We start from the raw sequence: 19,414 nt of genomic DNA on the forward strand, positions 1-19,414 counted from the left end.
ACAGAAAGTAACCCAACCCTATCACTTTCATGTTTAACCGACTACGCGCTTTTATTGCCGATACGTTTGCCGTGGGGCACAAAGAAGCAACCGGCGTGATGGCCTTGCTTCTGTTGATTATTCTATTCCTGGTAGCTCCTTTTCTTTACTCAAGGCTAAAGCCTCAACGTACCCAACCCGACAGTACTGTAACCGATCAGCAAAAACTCGACAGCCTTTTGGCTAAAATGCAACTCGACGGGGCTGCTGAAGACAAAGCCCGCTTCGGTGACAAACGCCAATCGGACCGATCACGCCAACAGGATGATAATCAACCAACATCCGAGCGCATTCAGGAGGTAAAACCTTTTCCATTCAACCCAAATACAGTCAGCGTGGCAGGTTGGCAGCAACTGGGCCTTCCCCGCTGGATGGCCGAGCGCATTGACAAGTACCGGAGCAAAGGCGGTCAGTTTCGCAAAAAAGAAGACCTGCTAAAAATTTACGATTTTCCGCCCGATGTATATGAAACGCTGGAACCGTACATTCAACTGCCCACCATGGCGGCAAAAGGCAGCAACGTACCTGAGCGGTCAGCCTATGCCAACAACGCAGCTACGTCGCCCCCACCCAACTCAGCTCCGCCACGCGAACGCTATGTGAAGCCGGTTATTCAGCCGTTCGATATCAACACGGCAGATACCACGCAACTCATTGCTTTGAAAGGGATTGGCGGTAAACTGGCCACCCGAATCATACAGTACCGCGATGGGCTGGGCGGTTTCCTGTCGGCCGATCAATACAATGAAGTATATGGGCTGGACTCGATCAATCTGGCCGAGTTGACACTTTACGCCAAAGTGCAGTCGCCCGTCCGTAAAACACCGATCAACACGGCATCGGCGGCGGCTTTAGATCGGTTACCCTACCTATCGCGGCGACAGGCGGAAGTGATCGTGAATTACCGCAATCAGCACGGAGCCTATACCTCTCCCGAATCGCTGAAAGCCGTACGTGTACTTAGTCCCCGCACCATTGAACAGATAACACCGTATCTGTTATTTTAAGGATGCAAAAAACCCCGCCTTGTGAGCGGGGTCTCTTAATAAGTTACGGTACGTTTGGTTGGTTTGGCACTTGGTACTCTTCTGTTTGTTACGAGGCACTCTTTCTGTTAATCGTTACGGTACTTGGGCAATGCGGCTACGGTGAACGCGGAATCACACATTAAAAGAAACGCGGTACTGTTTTTTTACGCGGCCAGAAGGTTGGTAAACCGCTGGTCATGTAGGCACCAATGGGCTTGTTAGCCAAAAGCTGAAATTGCTTCTCGACGGTGAGGCTGGCAGCACTCGACTGCTTCCCCTCCTTACGGTACAATTCGTCGCCTAATACAGACGACAACAAAACAAATTGATCTATATTCATATGAAACGATGTCATCTCGGTAGGTGTCACAAATATCTATAGAATTGCAAGACTTTACAACCCGTACAATCGGGTTTTACTGACAATTTATACTGAGGCGTAAAATCCCCAACGGCTAAGTAAAAAAGTGGTCACCAAAAATCAAGCCAAATAGTGTTTAAGATAAGTTCCACAGCATCAGGTTACTTATAAAAACCTTCTATTTTCGATCAGCAACCAATTGTTGTGCAGCACGTTTAGCCGGAAACAAGGAAGTAAGTGCGGTTATCAGTAAGACAATAAAGACAACCAGCACCAAATCATCAGCACGTACTTTTACCGGGTATGCATCTACAATGGCCGAAGTAGTTCCAAACCCAACTAACCCGTAACGTTCCTGTGCAAAACAAAGGACTAAACCGGCCACTAAACCGAGCGTAGCTCCAGTTAATGAGATAATGGCTCCTTCAACCAAAAATACAGATCGTATTAAACCAGGATTGGCCCCCATTGCTCCCATAATGCCAATGTCAGCTTTCTTTTCCAGCACCAGCATCGATAGGGAAAAGAAGGTGTTGATGCTCGCCACAAGGACAATGAAGGCCAGTGTCAGGGTAACAAATAACTTTTCGATGCGAATAGCCCGAAAAAGATCAGGATTCATTTCGTCGCGGGTGCGTACCTGCAATTTGTCACCCACCAGTTGCTGCGTCCGCTTTTGCACGGCTACCTCGTTGGTGCCAGGTGCCAGTTGAATCTCCAAACTAGCGTACTCATCCGGCCCATACCCGAGTAGCTCACGGGCCACGTCCATCGGAATCACCACTAAATCATCGTAGTTGGCGGCTTCAATATAAAATACGCCCGACACATTGAGCCGCTGTTGCCGAAACGCATCGGGCGACATCGACGAAAGCCGCCGGTTGCGGTCTGGAAATAGCAATTCCAGGGGTGTAAGTGGGTCTTCGGGCGAGATAGTCAGGTTATTGCGAACACCTTCGGCCACAATGGCAAAATTGACCCCGTTACGAGTCAGCACCTGTTGCCCTTCCACCATGGCCGAATCGAGCTGATGGCGCATACTATACGTACTATCAACACCCTTAACACGAACTACCGTCTGACTATCGCCATAACGGGCCAGTGCGTTATCGGTGGCTGTTCCCGTCACCACTTCCACACCGGGCAACTGCCTGAGTTGCCTAACTAATTCAGGAGTAAGCTCGAACCGCTTACCCTGCCGGGGCTGAATGGTCAGATCGGCTTCTACTGACTTAAATAATTGCCGGTTCAAATCTTCCATACCATTGAATACCGACATAACTACCACCAACGCCATTGTACCCACACCCACACCCAGCATAGCCAGGAGAGATAACCAACTGATGAAGCTACGTTTGCGACGGGAAAAGAAGTACCGGCGGGCAATGAAAACGGGAAGATTCATAATGTACCTGCATAAATGGAGGGCGAAGATAACAGCCCGACCGGGAAACGTGCTGACTACACTACCCGGTTCGCCAAGGTACGCCGCCGATCCCTTTGTTTGGCCAATAGCCGTTTATTCCCATTCCCAGGCATCGTCGTTGATGAGTTCAGCAATAACGGCCGTCCAGCCAGTTTGGTGACTTGCTCCAATTCCCTGCGCCGTATCGCCGTTGAAATATTCGTAGAACAGCAACAGGTCCGCATTTTCGGGCCGCTGATAAAACGGGCTGAACGGCCCATGAATGGGTCGATGCCCCTGCTCGTCAGCTTCAAACGTGGCCACAATTCGTTTCGCCAGTTGGTCCGATACCTCTGCGAGATTAAGCCGATTTCCCGAACCCGTTGGAAACTCGACGGTAAAGGAATCGCCATAGAACTGGTGGTACGTTTTCAGCGACTTAATAAACAGGTAGTTGATCGGCATCCAGACCGGACCGCGCCAGTTGGAATTCCCGCCAAACAGCCCCGAATCAGAATCGCCGGGAACGTACCTGATCGAGTGCAGTTGCCCCGCGATGTCGACGCTGTACGGGTTGGTTTCGTGGCATTTAGACAAAGCTCGGATACCACCCGGCGATAGAAATTCGGTTTCGTCGAACATCATCTTCAACAGGTATTCCAGCCGTTCTTTCGATACCAGCGAGAGCAGAATATCACCGTCGGGCGTGACGCGCTGATCGGGCATGGGCAGGCCAAGGCCCGCGCGGTAATTCTGGAAGAAACGAACCCGCTTCAGAAAATCAGACAGGGGTTCACTTTTTTGCCGTTTGATGATCGACACGGCAAACAGCACCGAAAGCCCCACCACAGAACGTACCCGAAGCACGTTGGGCGCTTGTCCGGCAGTATAAATCCGGTCGTAGTAAAAGTGGTCTTCCTCGTCCCAAAGCGAATCGTTCAGTGACTCTGAAATCAAGACAAACTGCTCATAGAATTTTGTAGCTACATCTTCAAACGACGGGTCATGCCGGGTAATTTCGAGTGCAATATCCATCATGTTCAGCGCGTACATGGCCATCCAGGCGGTGGCATCGGCTTGTTCGAGCAACGTACCCGGCGGCAGATTGCTCCGGTCAATGACCCCAATATTATCAAGGCCCAGAAAGCCGCCAGCATACACATTATCTTCTTCAGGATCGAGCCGGTTAGACCACCAGGTGAAGTTGATCAGCAGTTTCTGAAAAGCCCGTTTCAGGAACTGGATGTCTTCATTCTTGTAAATAACCCGCTCAAGCCGATACACCGACAGCACGGCCCAGGCATGAACCGGCGGATTTACATCCGAAAATTTCCACTCGTAAGCCGGAATTTGACCCGCCGGACTCATGTACCACTCGCGCATAAGCAGAATCAACTGATTCTTGGCAAACACGGGGTCAACCATCGCCAGCGGAACGGTATGAAACGCCAGATCCCAGGCCGCATACCAGGGATATTCCCACTTGTCGGGCATGCTGATCACGTCTTCGTTGTTCAGGTGCCGCCAGTTGTGGTTACGCCCCTGCAACCGCTCGGCAGGTGGCGGCGGATTGCCGGGATCGCCCCGCAGCCAGTGCGGAATATCGTAGTGGTAATACTGTTTTGTCCACAGCAACCCGGCCAACGCCTGTCGCTGAATACGCTTTAAATCATCAGACGCTGAAGCCGGGAATAGCGGTTGGTAAAAGGCATCAGCATCGACAATCCGGTCAGTAAATACTTGATCGAACGCAGCATCGAACGGCTGGTTTTGAATCGATTTGCAAAGCCGTAACGAAACGGTCCAGCTTTCGCCGGGGGCCAGCTCTTTTTTATAAACCGGTGCGAACTTGGTGCCCACTTCGTTTTCTTTCAACAGGTCGCAGAGGTAATCATTTTGCCCGGCCACGGCTTCATGAAACGCGTCTTTCACAAACGGCGATCCGTTGGGCATACCGTAGAGCCGCTTGGTATTTGACTCATTATCGGTCATCAGGCTGGTTTCTACCGGCTGATAATAAAGATAATAATTACCCGTCCGAAAGTGCGACAAGAACACGTTACCCGCCGTAGGCGTATCGGGGCGGCGGCTAATAGTTGGCTTCTGAAAATCAGGCTCGAATGACCAGCGATTACGGCACCACAGGGTAGGTAACATTGTCAGCGGAGCCGAATCGGGACCGCGATTGGTAGCTGTAATACGGATACACACATCGTCTGAATCTTTTTTGGCATACTCGACTACCACATCGAAATAACGACCATCGTCGAAAACGCCGGTCTGTAGTACCTCGAACTCGGGGTCTTGCCGGGTACGTCGCCCGTTTTCGTGTAGCAGCCAGTCATACGGGAACGCGGCCTGAGGATACTTGTACAGGCCTTTCATGTACGAATGCGTCGGCGTATTGTCGAGGTAATAGTACAGTTCCTTCACATCTTCGCCGTGGTTGCCTTCGCCGTTGGTAAGGCCAAAGAGACGTTCCTTCAGTATGCCGTCTTTTCCGTTCCACAGGGCTAGCCCAAAGCAGACGTTCATGCGGCGGTCGGAAAAACCCATCAGGCCATCTTCACCCCAGCGATACACCCGGCTCCGCGCCTGATCGTGCGGAAACGCATTCCAGGCATCGCCGTTAGCCGAGTAGTCTTCGCGCACCGTACCCCACTGACGGTCAGCCAGGTAAGGCCCCCACTTTTCGAGTGGTACCGCTTTTTTCGCGTTCTCCCGAAGGCGATCTAATTCAGGATTCATTGATTTACGATTTACAATTTACGACTTACGATGGACGAACTACAAGTACAGGACATGAAGCAGCGCTACATCGTACCTTGTACATCGTCATTCGTAAATTAGATCAGCCTCCATCCGAAAAGCTTTCCAGAACCGTCATGCCGCCGTCGATGAAGATGCTGGCGCCGGTGATGTAGTCTGAATCGTCGGAGGCCAGGAAAACGGCGAGGTTACCAATATCCTGAGGTTGACCAATTCGGTTGTAGGGAATCAGTGTCATCAGCGAATCATAGGCTTTGGGCGTTCCCCAGGCTTCGGTATTAATCGGCGTTTGAATGGCACCGGGGCAGATGCTGTTGACCCGAATTTGCCGGTCGCCGTATTCCTGCGCCAGCGACTGCATCAAGAGTTTAACACCTCCTTTCGACGCTGCGTAGTTGATATGCCCCGCCCACGGAATGGATTCGTGTACCGAACTCATACAGATAATTTTACCCGTTGCCCGCGACACTTCAGGCCGTGGTCCACGCCGCAAAAACTCCCGAACAGCCTCGCGGGCACACAAAAACTGCCCGGTCAGGTTAACATCGATTACAAGCTTCCAGTCGGCCAGCGTCATCTCATCGAACTTGGCATCGCGCTGAAGCCCCGCGTTGTTCACCAGAATATCGATAGTACCAAAGTGATCGATGACCTGTTTGAACATGGCCTGTACCTGTTCTTCCTTCGACACGTCTGCTTGAATGGCTATCGCATCTACACCGAATCCTTTGATCTCAGCCACCAGCGCCTCGGCATCTTCTGGCCTTGATACGTAATTGATAATAACGTTGGCACCAGCCTGCCCCAGCGATTTGGCTACACCCGCCCCAATCCCCGAATTGGCCCCGGTTACCAGCGCCGTTTGACCCGACAGTTTCTTATCTCCCATTGACTTTTGAGTTAGTGTGTTATTCAGTTCCTACTGCAACTACTCCGTTTTAGGTCGGATAGTTATAACCGTTGCCTTGAATTAATGGCTTTCTAAGCTATAGGGAGAGTTTCTGTTCTAGTTAACCAACAACATCATGACCGACAAACCACAACCGGAAGCAGGCGAAAAGCCCATTGTTCAATCAACAGAAGCGCAGGCACCCCAGCCGGGTCACTTCCTAAAATCGATCGATGAAGACACCGACGTTGACGCCAGCGAAGTAAAAGACGAATCAGATGGCATGGAGAAGGCCGATTTTCTGGGAAAAACCAATCTGGAAAACCGGGATGAAGCGTAATGGGTTGATGCGTATTGCTGACGCACTGTAGTGTTGATGACGCGCGGTTTATTGCTGACGTATGGCCCTTCGACTAGGCGTCAGCAATAAACCGCGCGTCATCAACACTCCCCGAAACACCTTATTTTTGCCCCATGCTCAACCGGCCAGTTATTACTGTTTTGTGGTTCAAACGCGACCTGCGTCTGCGCGACCATGCGCCGCTACAGGCAGCGATAAACACAGGGAAACCGGTATTGCTACTTTACTGTTTTGAGCCATCGGTACAGGCCGACCCCAACTACGACCCGCGCCATTGGCGTTTTGTGACCGAATGCCTCGCCGACCTGAATCGGCAATTACCGAAACTGGCGATTTCAGCCCCAAAACAACAACGTACCCACGAATGGCTACCCTTCGAGTTCGACGACGAAGCCGCTGCTGACAACATACCTGAGTCGGGCCCTCCAAAAATCTGGATTTTTCAGCGGGAAGTCGTGGATGTGCTGGCAGCCCTGCAAAAAGAGTTTACCATCGACACCCTTTTTTCGTACGAAGAAACCGGCCTGAAAATCACCTACGACCGCGACAAAGCCGTGACTCAGCTTTGCCGTGAGCAGGGCATTCAGTGGAACGAGTATCAATGCAACGGCGTTATCCGGCGGCTGAAAAACCGCGACACCTGGGCCGCCGACTGGCAGCAAACCATGCGCTCCCCTCAGCAACACCCTGATATGATGCGCTGGTTACCGGCCAACGTACCCAACGCCTGGTTTCAGCAGGAACGTGGCCCCAACCTACCCGCCGAGTGGCACGTACCTGACCCGCTGTTTCAACCGGGTGGCGAGCAGAACGCCTTTCGGTATATGACCAGTTTTCTGACCGACCGTATTTCATTATACGCAAAATCGATCTCGAAACCGCTCGAGAGTCGGCGGGGGTGTAGCCGGTTATCGCCCTACATTGCCTGGGGTTGTGTGAGCATCCGACAGGTATTTCAGGCGCAGTTAGAGGCCGCCAAGCACCCTCCCCTGCCAGGGTTGGGTCGACAGTTTGCCGCCTTTGCGTCGCGTCTTCGCTGGCATTGCCATTTTATTCAGAAGTTTGAAAGCGAAGACCGAATCGAGTTCGAGAACGTAAACCGGGCTTTCGATACCCTTGAGAAAAACGACAACCCGGCGCACTACACCGCCTGGCACGACGGCAAAACGGGCTACCCGATGGTCGACGCCTGCATGCGCTGCCTGACCGCTACCGGCTATATCAATTTCAGAATGCGGGCTATGCTGATGTCGTTTCTGAGTCATCATCTGCTGCAACACTGGAAAGAAGGGGCCCTGCACATGGCCCGGATTTACACCGATTTTGAGCCGGGCATTCACTACGCACAGATTCAGATGCAGTCGGGCATGACGGGCACCAACACCGTCCGCATTTATAACCCCGTAAAGCAATCGCAGGAGCATGACCCGAATGGCGTATTCATCAGGCAGTGGATTCCCGAACTGGCCAACTGCCCCGATGCCTACATTCACGAACCGTGGACCATGCCGCCCCTGGAGCAGGATATGGCCCATTTCCACATCGGCATCGACTACCCCGCCCCCATCGTCGATATTGTTGAGTCGGGTCGCGAGGCGCGGGTAAAGTTGCATCAGCCCCGAAAAACGGAAACAGGCAAAGTCGAAAAAGAGCGCATTTTAAAGCGGCACACTATACCGATTGCCGATGCCAGCGCAAAGTGAACACGTAAAGGCACGGGCATATGCTTACCTTTGGCACAATGACAATTGCTCACTCACAATCGACGTATATGAAGCAGTTCAATCTCTCCTTTGCCCTTGGCCTGTTGCTGTCGATGATTGTCCTTCTCAACCTCGGCCTCTGGATTTACGTAGCAACCCGCGAAGGCGTTTCGTTTGTAGAAGCCAAAGCGACGTACCTGAGTTGTTTTCCTTCGTTTCTGCAAAATGCGTTGTTGCTCACGTTGCTGAACATCGTATTATGCGTAGTGTCGCTCTTCCTGCTGATCCGTATCGGTGAATCGCTTAGTCGGTTAGCTAACATGGTTCGAATTCCCACCATCATTATCAACACCATCCTGATTGCCTGGAACATTTTCTCGATGATGTAGAGTTTGAGAAACTGCGTTAGCAAAACCGTCTGGATTCCTGTTTCCGCTATCTAGTATCACCTGGATTATGTACACCCGCAAACGCATTTCTTTCAGGCACTTATGGTCGTTCACCTGGAGGCCAATTCTGTTTTTTGTCACTTACTCTACGGCCATCGTTAGCCTGTATATAGCCACAGATTGGCCCTTACTGACGGTGCCGTTTATCCCGATTGCCACGATTGGTACGGCGGTTGCCTTCTACGTGGGTTTTAAAAACAACTCGGCCTATGACCGGCTATGGGAAGGGCGGCGGGTATGGGGGAGCCTGACCAACGCGAGCCGGTCGTGGGCTATTATGGTGCTCGACTACATCACCAACCTGAACGCATCCGGCCAGTTACCAGCCAGCGAATTGCGCAACCATCACCGGCTACTAATTTACCGGCATCTGGCTTTTTTGAACGCCCTTCGGCTTCAACTCCGCAGCAAACACGTTTGGGAGGAACACCACGGAGCCGAACTCAAAATCATCGATCATATCGAGGCTTTCCAGCAGAAAAAGATGGACTACGAGTTATGCCATTTTTTGCCGAAAGACGAGGTAAACAGCTTATTAAGCAAAGCTAACGTAGCCACCCAGTTGATTCGCAACCAGTCGGCGCACCTCCGCGAGTTGCGGGCACTGGGATTACTGTCTGATATTTATCATAACGAACTGGAACGAATGCTGGTTGAACTGTATAACCAGCAGGGAGCCGCCGAACGGCTGAAAACGTTTCCGTTTCCCCGGCAGTACGCCTTTTTCAGCTACGTGTTTGTTTGGCTGTTTATTCTGCTGCTTCCTTTCGGCCTGATCACCGAAATGACCAAAGTAGGCGGTTGGCATGTCTGGCTGACGATTCCGTTCTACACGCTGATTGCCTGGGTGTTCAACACCATGGAAGTAGTGGGCGACACCAGCGAAAACCCGTTCGAGAACAGCATCAACGACGTACCCATCTCGGCCATCTGCCGCAATATCGAAATCGACCTGCGCGAGATGCTGAGCGAAACAGAGCTGCCCGCCAAACTACAGGCCGTTGACAATATTCTCATGTAACGACATATTTCCTGACTGATGATGCATTGGGGTAGTATACAGATAGCCGGACTGGCAGTCGGGCTCATAACGGCCAACTTTAGTCCACAAATGAACAAGTCTGCCTATGTCATACGGGAAGCCAGGGAATATGATCAGCAGATTACACCCCCTTCATTAACTGTTCATGATTCGATTCCTAACGACGAAGAGATCAGCGAAACGGGGCTATTGAAACAGGTCGACGATGCGGGGTACCCAATGGTTACGCTGACGATCGAGTTACCCCGGCAGCACCTGACCGAGTCTTTCACGATTAATCTGGACGACATAAAAACAATTCAGCCAAGCACGCTTACTGGCCTGATTGGCAGTCAGATCACTTTTCGGTACACTTCCGAAGTAACCAACGCCGTGCTCGATATTCAGGTCGATGACACCTCCCTGCTGGATGTCGATCCCCGGATTATCACGGCTAAAACCCGGCAAGTAGTGGGCGTACTGGGTGCCGATGAAATCACCACCGGCGACGAACCCGGCCTACTGTTAATTACCGCAGCCGATGGCGACGTGACTGAATTTCCGTTCTACATCACGAGCGAGTTGCTGGAAGTGAACGGTACCACCGTCACGGTATTCTACGAAGAAAGGACGATTAATATCATTAAGGCCATAACGGCAACAAAATAGGTTGTCGGCAGGCTATCGCTAAGTTTGTTTTGCCAAAGCGCGTGTTCTGACCCTAGCTTTGCCGGACTTAACTCATTTGCCGTGCCTCGACAACAACATTTCTGGCTCCTTGTCATACTGCTGGTGATCGGCAACGTACCCGGCATTGATATATCGGGTATGACCGTACCAGCGCTGGCTCAGGAACGTTGCGCCGAACGGCTTCCGTTTACGCCCGTTACCCAACCCAACCGGGTCGAGTGGAGCAAATTCCCGGCGTTTACTCTTCCCGATGCCTTCACGATCATTTACGGCGGGGCGCGCCTGACTGGTGATGCCAACGCCCCGCTAGCCCACGGATTCAATCGGTTGGTGCGGCCCGTTGCCGGTGAAAACCCTGGACGAAGCCAACGCGTATTGGAGTACGCGGGCTTTGCCTATGGCCTGAATCAACCGTGGGAAACGCTCGAAAGTCCGTGGGGTAATGACCTGGCGCTGTACCGGGCGAAATGGGATGGCTGGCTGCGCGAACAGTCGGGTGGGCAAACTAACGCCGCCGGTCAGTTTATCCTGCCCGCCGATATCCTGATGGTGGACATTGAACGGCAAATTGACACCGACGCGGGCATTCTTCGACTAAAAACCAACACCGCCACACCCGCTCAGTACCGCGCCCTCGCTGACGCCGATTTCATACGTACTTACAAAAATGACCTGGTTGCCCTGTACGCTTATGGGTTGCAATACCTCCGTCAGCGCGCCGACCTGTCGGAGATTCGGGTCAGTACCTACAGCGACGTACCAGTGCGTAACACCTACGTCAATGTAGTTGCCAACTCCTGGACCGATTGGACCACCAATGCCAATCGCCTGAGTTACCTCACCAAAGACAACAACGGCACAACCCTCGGCGGCGCTTTCTATGATCAGCTCGATTTCCTGTCGCCCTCGGTTTATTATTACTACAATTACGATGCCGTTCGACCTAGTCCGCTCGCGGGCGATTACCTGGCCTACACGCTATTTCAGATCGAAACAAACCGGGCCTGGAGCAGCAAGCCGGTGATCCCGTTTGTCTGGATGCGGTTCCATGACTGTTGCGGCAATTACCCCACCTTTATTCAGCCGCAGATGGCCGAGGCTACCGCTATTTTCCCCTTCTTCGCCGGGGCCAAAGGCCTGTGGTTCTGGGATGAATTGAGCCTCTCGACCACCCGGCAGGACGTGCATGCGGCCTATGAGCATTTTGTTCACGGCCTGTACCGGCTTTCGCAATTCAACAGTCAGTTTCAGGATGCTTATGAACTAGTGGCCGAAACCAACGCCCGCGACCTGATGAACGATCAGAAACCCGTTTGGCGAGGCATCTTCAGCGACAACAAACTATTGGTTGCGGCCCATAACCCCTACGCCACCGACAATCAGCAAACGGTGGTGCCCATTCGCTATAAAAGTTGGCAGGGAAGCCTCACCCTCACCGGCCGCGAGGTAGCCCTTTGCCAATACGACCTAACCTTGCTGGCCACCGAGCCAACCGCCCTGCCCGATTTGCGCCTATACCCCAACCCCGCCCGGCAACAGGTAACTGTAGAAACCAGCCAACGTACCGATGTTACGCTCATCGACGCAAAGGGACGGATTATCCGGCAATTTGTGAACATTTCGGCCCCTCTGGTCATTGATACCAGTACACTCCCCCCCGGCCTATACCTGATCCGAAGCGGCGGGGTTAGTAAGCAACTGATCATAAACTAGTTTGTGGTTTGTCGTGTGTGGTTTGTGGTTGCGCTGCTAATTCAAGAAAACTGGTGAATCAGCAGCGCAACCACAAACCACGCACGACAAACCACAAACGTCTTTTCTCCCATGAACCGCCTTAGCACCGAATCATCGCCTTATCTGCTTCAACATGCGCATAACCCCGTGGATTGGTATCCGTGGGGGGAAGAAGCCCTGCAACGCGCCCGCGACGAAGACAAGCCCATTTTGGTCAGTATTGGCTATTCGGCCTGCCACTGGTGCCACGTGATGGAGCGTGAATCGTTTGAAAACGAACGCATTGCGCAGGTGATGAACGCCAACTTCGTCTGTATTAAGGTAGACCGGGAAGAGCGGCCCGACGTAGATGCTATTTACATGGAAGCCGTGCAGGCGATGGGCGTACAGGGCGGCTGGCCGCTCAACGTATTCCTGATGCCCGACGCCAAACCGTTCTACGGCCTCACCTACGCGCCGCCCCAAAACTGGCATAACCTGCTTAGTGGCGTCCGGCAGGCGTTCGACGATAACCGGGGGCAACTGGCTGAATCAGCGGAGGGGTTTGCCAATCATTTGAATGCCTCGGAAACAGAGCGGTTTAGACTGAGCAACGCCGAACCGATCTACGCGCTGGAAACCGTGGAGGCGATGTACCTGAAACTGGCATCGCGCTTTGATCTGGAAGATGGCGGTACCGGTCGCGCCCCTAAATTCCCGATGCCGACGCTCTACAGCTTTTTGCTTCGCTACGCTGATCTCACCGGCGACGCGTCGGCGTTTAATCAACTGGTGCTGACCCTGAACCGCATGGCGCTGGGCGGCATTTACGATCAGCTGGGCGGTGGTTTTGCGCGCTATTCAACAGATAAGTACTGGTTTGCCCCGCATTTCGAGAAGATGCTGTACGACAATGCCCAACTGCTGACGCTCTACTCCGACGCCTTTACGCTGACGGGTAACAAACTCTACAAAGACACCGTTTACGGCACCATTCGCTTCATGGAGCGCGAACTGCTGGGGCCTGAAGGCGGCTTTTTCTCAGCGCTCGATGCCGACAGCGAAGGAATCGAAGGTAAGTTCTACACCTGGCAAGCCGACGAACTACAGCAGATCCTGGGCGCCGATTACGACTGGTTCGCTAAGCTGTACACGATCACGCCGGAAGGGGCCTGGGACATCGGTCATGGCCACGGCCGGACAAATATTCTGCATCGTACCGAGACGAACCCCGCCTTTGCCGATCAACAGGGATGGACCGCTGCCGAACTGGAACAGAAACTCGCCGACACGCACCAGAAACTGATGGCCGTTCGGGATCAGCGCATCCGTCCCGGCCTTGATGACAAGATTTTGTGCTCGTGGAATGGGCTGGCGTTGAAAGGCATTGTCACAGCCTACCGCGTTTTCGGCGAACCCGAATTCCTGTCGATCGCCCTACGATTGGCCTTCTTCATCAACCAGAAACTGACCGATCAGCGCAATGGCGGGCGGCTTTGGCACACCTACAAAAAGCGGGAAGGCGAACCCGGCCGGGCCCGGCAGATTGGTTTCCTCGATGACTACGCCGCCGTAATCGACGGCTACCTGGCCCTGTATCAGGCCACGTTTACCGAAAGCTGGCTTACCGAAGCGGATAAACTGACGCAATACGTACTGGCCCACTTCGACGATCCGGGTACGTTGACAACCGAATCGGAAGTGGCCCCCGAGCCGTTATTTTTCTTCACCGATAAATCGGGCGAAGAGTTGATTGCGCGTAAGAAAGAGCTGTTCGACAACGTGATTCCAGCCTCGAACTCAATCATGGCGCACAATCTCTACACGCTCAGCCTCCTCCTCGACCGCCCCGATTACGGCAAGCGCGCCGATGCCATGCTGGGTCTCATTCAGCCGCTGATGGCCAACGAAGCCAGCTACCTCACCAACTGGGCGTCGCTTTACGCCATGCGCGTACGTCCCACGGCCGAAATTGCGCTTGTTGGCCCCGAAGCGATGGCGTACCGGCAACAGATCGACAGTCAATTTTTCCCAAATAAGGTAGTAGCAGGTACGTTCAGCAGCAGTTCGTTACCCCTGTTACAACAGCGTGGCACGATCAACGACCAAACCGCCATTTACGTCTGTTACAACCGCGCCTGCCAGCTCCCCGTCACCAGCGTAGAGGCTATGTGGAAGATCGTGAAGTAGACTAATTAAACCTATAAGGTCCACAAAAAGACCTTATAGGTTTAAACGCAAAAGCCGCCAATCTCTCGATCGGCGGCTTTTTTGTTACCCGTTACAGGCAACAGCATGCAGCTACGGTGGGAAAATGTTATTAACGCGTTCTGGCAATTTTTCTAACCGTAATCGGTACACACTTGGCCGGTGGGCACTGGCAGTCGGCGCGCGGCACTGTTACCACTGTATCGGCAAAGCAACCGTCAGCCGTGAACACACGCACCGTGTAGGTAGCACCCGCCACCGTGGCCGGATTCGGCAGGCCACTTCGCAGCAAACTACCTGTAGTCAAACCAGCCAGCGGTTGATTAATGCCGAACAAGGCGCTTGTTGCCGAGAATGAACTGCCAGGGCTGACGTTGTAGCTGGTTCCTGCCACGACCGGACCAGCCAGCACAAGCTGAGCGTTGTCCAGAGCCGCTGCAAACGTACTGCTGCACGTAGCCGCAATGGCCGTCACCGGCAGCGCTACCAGGTTACAGGGTGCCACCGTACATGACTCAGGCGCCGTGTAGGTAGTAGACGCCGTTGGGTATCCAACCCCGTTGACCACCACCGTATGCGTTCCTGTTCCCGAGATCAATCCTGTCAGGCTGAAAGCTGCCGATGTTTGACCAGCCGTTACCGAAACCGTTGTAGTAGCTGTTCCGTCAACGATAGTCAATGTCCCAGCAATGGCGTTGGTCAGTGAGATGACACCCGTACTGGTGTACCCATTCGTTGCCGTGTTACACGTGCCCGGGTCGACGATGCTGATTTCCAGATCAGACGTTACAACCGTGACCGAAACGGTAGCCGTAGTGGTACAGCCAGGACTGGTTGTTACGGTAACCGTGAACGTATTCACACCCGCTGTCAGGTTCGAGGCCACTACCGTAGCTCCGTCCGTTGGCGTAATCGTTCCAGGACCATTCCAGGCGTAAGTATACGACCCGGCCGGGCTAACCTCCGCCGTCAGGCTGATCGATTGATCAGGCGTGAGCGTGTAGCTACTGGCCAGCGCCGTCACCGACACCCCGGCGCAGAACGTCTGACAGGCAGGTACCACCACCGCAACCGTATCAGAACAACCATTGATGGCCGTGTAGATGAACTCGTACGAACCAACGGCCAGTCCACCAACCGTCGTTTCAGCCGCGTTCGGCGTAAAGGTCGCCAGCGTTGGGTTACCAGCACCGTTCACCCACGACCCACCGATTGGAGAGGCCGACAGCGTAGCCGAGGTTGGGGTTTCGCCCAGCGGTCCGCAAACCAGTGTCATATCCATACCAGCGCTTGGTTTTGGCTGAACCGTGATCACCACACTATCGATGCTGAAGCAGTTTGTCAGCGGAATCGTGACGCGGGTAAAGTAGGTCGTCGTCAGCGTCGGCGTAACTGTCAGGCTGGTCAGCGGACCGGAGATTGATTCCGCATTTAACCGGGTTCCGAAGAACGCCGTCACGTTTCCTGCCGAGGTGGCTACCTGAGCGGCCAGATCAACCGACTCGCCCAGGCAAATGCTCAGGCTGGTCGTAGTCACCACAGGCCGTGGCGCTGTAGTAATCGACACAAACACCGTATCTGAGCAAGTCGACGTACCGTTGGCGACCAGGGCGAAGTAAACCGTTTGTCCTGGAGCCGGCAATTGCGCAGCCGTTGGGGTGAAAGTCAGACCTGCCCCAACTGAGGTGCTAAACAGACTGGTTGTATCGGCCAATGGACCGAAGAAGAGGCTACTGGCAATAGTACCGCTGGTTATCGTCCCGACGATTGGCAATGGTGAGGTGCCTTCGCAAACCGTTTGTGACTGCAATTCGGCCGCAATGCTCAGCACTGGTTTCACGTCGAGCGTCACCTGAATCGGGGTGATGATCGTGCAACCGGTTGGGTTGGTGCTTGTCACCGTGAATAGGTTCACACCCGCCGCCAGACTCACATTTGTTGGATCGGCAATAACCGAACCGGCCAGGCCATCACCGTTCAGGAACACGCTTACCAAGCCCGCAATAGCTCCGTTTCCGTTTAGCAGCGCGCTCAGATTGACAGGGGTAGTTAATGCCGCACAAAGCGTGACATTGATTGGCGCTACGACCGGCACATCGACCCCTGTTACCGAGATCGGCGTGGCTGCCGTACAACCGAATGGAGTAGACGACACCACGTTGAAGAGATTAACCCCTGCCCCAATGCTTACTGCGGTAGGTGTATTGATCAACGTACCCAGACCCAGTAAATCGCCGGTGCGGAAAACGTTGGTGAGGCCAACCAGACCGCTAAGGCTTGTCAGATCCAATTCAACACCAGCGCATAGGCTGAGGCTGATCGGAGTTAGATCCGGCGTAGGCGCACCCGTTACAGAAATCGGTGTAGCTGTGGTACAACCGAATGGATTAGTAGACACCACATTGAACAGGTTCACGCCCACACCAACGCTGACCGAAGCCGGTGTACCCAACAGATCACCCAAACCTAACAGACCACCCGTGCGGAACACGTTCGTCAGACCCGTCAGACCAGACAGGCTGGTCAGATCAAGCGACGTACCTACACACAAGCTTAGATTGATCGGAGCCACTACAGGCGCATCCACCCCACTCACCGAGATTGGTGTAGCTGTGGTGCAACCGAATGGGTTAGTAGACACCACGTTGAACAGGTTCACACCCGCACCGATACTCACAGGAGCAGCCAGTACATTACCTAAGCCCAGCAGACCACCCTGACGGAAGACGTTGGTCAGACCCGTCAGACCAGACAGGCTAGTCAGATCAAGTGATGTACCTACGCACAAGCTTAGATTGATTGGAGCCACTACAGGCGCATCCACCCCTGAGACACTGATCGGTGTAGCTGTGGTACAACCGAATGGGTTAGTAGACACCACGTTGAACAGGTTCACACCCGCACCTACACTTACTGATGGGTTAGTAAGTATGTTACCCAGGCCTAACAGACCACCTGTGCGGAAGACATTCGTCAGACCTGTCAGACCAGACAGGCTGGTCAGATCAAGTGACGTACCTACGCAGAGTGACAAGTTGATCGGAGCTACTACTGGCGCATCCACCCCGCTCACCGAGATTGGTGTGGCCGTGGTGCAACCGAATGGGTTAGTAGACACCACGTTGAACAGGTTCACACCCGTACCGATGCTCACAGGAGCAGCCAGTACATTACCTAAGCCTAGCAGACCACCTGTACGGAAGACGTTGGTCAGACCTGTCAGACCAGACAGGCTAGTCAGATCAAGCGACGTACCTACGCAGAGAGACAAGTTGATCGGTGCTACCACCGGCGCATCCACCCCTGAGACACTGATCGGTGTAGCCGTGGTACAACCGAATGGATTGGTCGACACTACATTGAACAGGTTCACCCCAGCACCTACACTTACTGCCGTAGGCGTACCCAGCAGGTTACCTAAGCCCAGCAGACCACCTTGACGGAAGACGTTCGTCAGACCTGTCAGACCAGACAGGCTGGTCAGATCAAGTGACGTACCTACACACAAGCTTAGATTGATCGGAGCTACTACCGGCGCATCCACACCCGTCACCGAGATCGGTGTAGCTGTGGTGCAACCGAATGGGTTAGTAGACACCACGTTGAACAGGTTCACACCCGCACCAATGCTCACAGGAGCAGCCAGTACATTACCTAAGCCTAGCAGACCACCTTGACGGAAGACGTTAGTCAGACCTGTCAGACCAGATAAGCTGGTCAGATCAAGCGACGTACCTACGCACAAGCTTAGATTGATTGGTGCTACCACCGGCGCATCCACCCCTGAGACACTGATTGGTGTAGCTGTGGTACAACCGAATGGATTGGTCGATACCACATTGAAGAGGTTCACCCCAGCACCTACACTTACTGATGGGTTAGTAAGTACATTACCCAGACCTAGGAGACCACCCTGACGGAAGACGTTGGTCAGACCCGTCAGACCAGACAGGCTGGTCAGGTCAAGTGACGTACCTACGCAGAGAGAGAGATTGATCGGAGCCACGATCGGTGCATCCACACCTGAGACACTAATCGGTGTAGCTGTCGTACAACCGAATGGATTGGTAGACACCACGTTGAACAGATTCACACCCGCACCGATGCTTACAGGAGCAGCCAGTACATTACCCAGCCCCAGCAGACCACCTGTACGGAAGACGTTGGTCAGACCCGTCAGACCAGATAAGCTGGTCAGATCAAGCGACGTACCTACGCAGAGAGACAAGTTGATCGGAGCCACTACAGGAGCATCCACCCCTGAGACACTGATTGGTGTAGCTGTGGTGCAACCGAACGGGTTAGTAGACACCACATTGAACAGATTCACACCCGCACCGATGCTTACAGGAGCAGCCAGTACATTACCCAGCCCCAGCAGACCACCTTGACGGAAGACGTTAGTCAGACCTGTCAGACCAGACAGGCTGGTCAGGTCAAGCGACGTACCTACGCACAAGCTTAGATTGATTGGTGCTACCACCGGCGCATCCACCCCTGAGACACTGATCGGTGTAGCTGTGGTGCAACCGAATGGGTTAGTAGACACCACATTGAACAGATTCACACCCGCACCTACACTTACTGCCGTAGGCGTACCCAGCAGGTTACCTAAGCCCAGCAGACCACCTTGACGGAAGACGTTCGTCAGACCTGTCAGACCAGACAGGCTGGTCAGATCAAGTGACGTACCTACACACAAGCTTAGATTGATCGGAGCTACTACCGGCGCATCCACACCCGTCACCGAGATCGGTGTAGCTGTGGTGCAACCGAAT

The 19,414-nt window shown here is 53.5% G+C and carries 13 protein-coding genes; 8 read left to right on the forward strand and 5 right to left on the reverse strand.

All coding sequences use genetic code 11. The features are described from left to right. Positions 1 to 29 precede the first annotated feature (29 nt). On the forward strand, positions 30 to 1,046 hold the full coding sequence (locus tag ACAW87_RS20485; RefSeq protein WP_370725504.1) for a ComEA family DNA-binding protein: 1,017 nt from the start codon (positions 30 to 32) through the stop codon (positions 1,044 to 1,046). A 160-nt stretch (positions 1,047 to 1,206) separates the two neighbouring features. On the opposite strand, the gene ACAW87_RS20490 is transcribed toward ACAW87_RS20485, so the two are convergent. From ACAW87_RS20490 to ACAW87_RS20505, 4 genes are all read right to left on the reverse strand, one after another. After that, on the reverse strand, positions 1,207 to 1,407 hold the full coding sequence (locus ACAW87_RS20490; RefSeq protein ID WP_370725505.1) for a hypothetical protein: 201 nt from the start codon (positions 1,405 to 1,407) through the stop codon (positions 1,207 to 1,209). A gap of 199 nt (positions 1,408 to 1,606) precedes the next feature. Next, positions 1,607 to 2,833: an ABC transporter permease gene (locus tag ACAW87_RS20495; RefSeq protein ID WP_370725506.1), complete on the reverse strand. Its 1,227-nt coding sequence runs from the start codon at positions 2,831 to 2,833 to the stop codon at positions 1,607 to 1,609. A 114-nt stretch (positions 2,834 to 2,947) separates the two neighbouring features. Further along, on the reverse strand, positions 2,948 to 5,581 hold the full coding sequence (locus tag ACAW87_RS20500) for an MGH1-like glycoside hydrolase domain-containing protein (protein ID WP_370725507.1): 2,634 nt from the start codon (positions 5,579 to 5,581) through the stop codon (positions 2,948 to 2,950). Positions 5,582 to 5,684: 103 nt separating this feature from the next. Continuing rightward, positions 5,685 to 6,491 carry an SDR family oxidoreductase gene (locus ACAW87_RS20505; RefSeq protein ID WP_370725508.1) on the reverse strand — a complete coding sequence of 269 codons (807 nt, stop codon included), beginning with the start codon at positions 6,489 to 6,491 and terminating at the stop codon, positions 5,685 to 5,687. 136 nt (positions 6,492 to 6,627) lie between these two features. On the opposite strand from ACAW87_RS20505, the gene ACAW87_RS20510 reads away from it, so the two are divergent. From ACAW87_RS20510 to ACAW87_RS20540, 7 genes are all read left to right on the forward strand, one after another. Next, positions 6,628 to 6,831: a hypothetical protein gene (locus ACAW87_RS20510; protein WP_370725509.1), complete on the forward strand. Its 204-nt coding sequence runs from the start codon at positions 6,628 to 6,630 to the stop codon at positions 6,829 to 6,831. A gap of 134 nt (positions 6,832 to 6,965) precedes the next feature. Continuing rightward, positions 6,966 to 8,555 carry a cryptochrome/deoxyribodipyrimidine photo-lyase family protein gene (locus tag ACAW87_RS20515; RefSeq protein ID WP_370725510.1) on the forward strand — a complete coding sequence of 530 codons (1,590 nt, stop codon included), beginning with the start codon at positions 6,966 to 6,968 and terminating at the stop codon, positions 8,553 to 8,555. Positions 8,556 to 8,623: 68 nt separating this feature from the next. Beyond that, positions 8,624 to 8,944, forward strand: a complete 321-nt coding sequence (locus ACAW87_RS20520; RefSeq protein ID WP_370725511.1) for a hypothetical protein — start codon at positions 8,624 to 8,626, stop codon at positions 8,942 to 8,944. Between the two features lie 67 nt (positions 8,945 to 9,011). Then, positions 9,012 to 10,025 (forward strand): bestrophin family protein, encoded by a 1,014-nt coding sequence (locus ACAW87_RS20525; RefSeq protein ID WP_370725512.1) that lies wholly within the window; start codon positions 9,012 to 9,014, stop codon positions 10,023 to 10,025. 90 nt (positions 10,026 to 10,115) lie between these two features. After that, positions 10,116 to 10,694 (forward strand): hypothetical protein, encoded by a 579-nt coding sequence (locus ACAW87_RS20530; RefSeq protein WP_370725513.1) that lies wholly within the window; start codon positions 10,116 to 10,118, stop codon positions 10,692 to 10,694. Between the two features lie 81 nt (positions 10,695 to 10,775). Further along, positions 10,776 to 12,428 carry a T9SS type A sorting domain-containing protein gene (locus ACAW87_RS20535; protein WP_370725514.1) on the forward strand — a complete coding sequence of 551 codons (1,653 nt, stop codon included), beginning with the start codon at positions 10,776 to 10,778 and terminating at the stop codon, positions 12,426 to 12,428. A gap of 111 nt (positions 12,429 to 12,539) precedes the next feature. After that, on the forward strand, positions 12,540 to 14,618 hold the full coding sequence (locus ACAW87_RS20540) for a thioredoxin domain-containing protein (RefSeq protein ID WP_370725515.1): 2,079 nt from the start codon (positions 12,540 to 12,542) through the stop codon (positions 14,616 to 14,618). 130 nt (positions 14,619 to 14,748) lie between these two features. Here ACAW87_RS20540 and ACAW87_RS20545 read toward each other — a convergent pair. Continuing rightward, on the reverse strand, positions 14,749 to 19,414 hold a 4,666-nt coding region (locus ACAW87_RS20545), incomplete at its 5' end, for a beta strand repeat-containing protein (protein WP_370725516.1).

Source organism: Fibrella aquatica, from assembly GCF_041321135.1.
GTDB lineage: Bacteria > Bacteroidota > Bacteroidia > Cytophagales > Spirosomataceae > Fibrella > Fibrella aquatica.

Coding starts and splice junctions, on each gene's coding strand:
- ACAW87_RS20485 (WP_370725504.1), top strand. CDS start 30: ATGTTTAACCGACTACGCGCTTTTATTGCCGATACGTTTGCCGTGGGG.
- ACAW87_RS20490 (WP_370725505.1), bottom strand. CDS start 1,407: ATGAATATAGATCAATTTGTTTTGTTGTCGTCTGTATTAGGCGACGAA.
- ACAW87_RS20495 (WP_370725506.1), bottom strand. CDS start 2,833: ATGAATCTTCCCGTTTTCATTGCCCGCCGGTACTTCTTTTCCCGTCGC.
- ACAW87_RS20500 (WP_370725507.1), bottom strand. CDS start 5,581: ATGAATCCTGAATTAGATCGCCTTCGGGAGAACGCGAAAAAAGCGGTA.
- ACAW87_RS20505 (WP_370725508.1), bottom strand. CDS start 6,491: ATGGGAGATAAGAAACTGTCGGGTCAAACGGCGCTGGTAACCGGGGCC.
- ACAW87_RS20510 (WP_370725509.1), top strand. CDS start 6,628: ATGACCGACAAACCACAACCGGAAGCAGGCGAAAAGCCCATTGTTCAA.
- ACAW87_RS20515 (WP_370725510.1), top strand. CDS start 6,966: ATGCTCAACCGGCCAGTTATTACTGTTTTGTGGTTCAAACGCGACCTG.
- ACAW87_RS20520 (WP_370725511.1), top strand. CDS start 8,624: ATGAAGCAGTTCAATCTCTCCTTTGCCCTTGGCCTGTTGCTGTCGATG.
- ACAW87_RS20525 (WP_370725512.1), top strand. CDS start 9,012: ATGTACACCCGCAAACGCATTTCTTTCAGGCACTTATGGTCGTTCACC.
- ACAW87_RS20530 (WP_370725513.1), top strand. CDS start 10,116: ATGAACAAGTCTGCCTATGTCATACGGGAAGCCAGGGAATATGATCAG.
- ACAW87_RS20540 (WP_370725515.1), top strand. CDS start 12,540: ATGAACCGCCTTAGCACCGAATCATCGCCTTATCTGCTTCAACATGCG.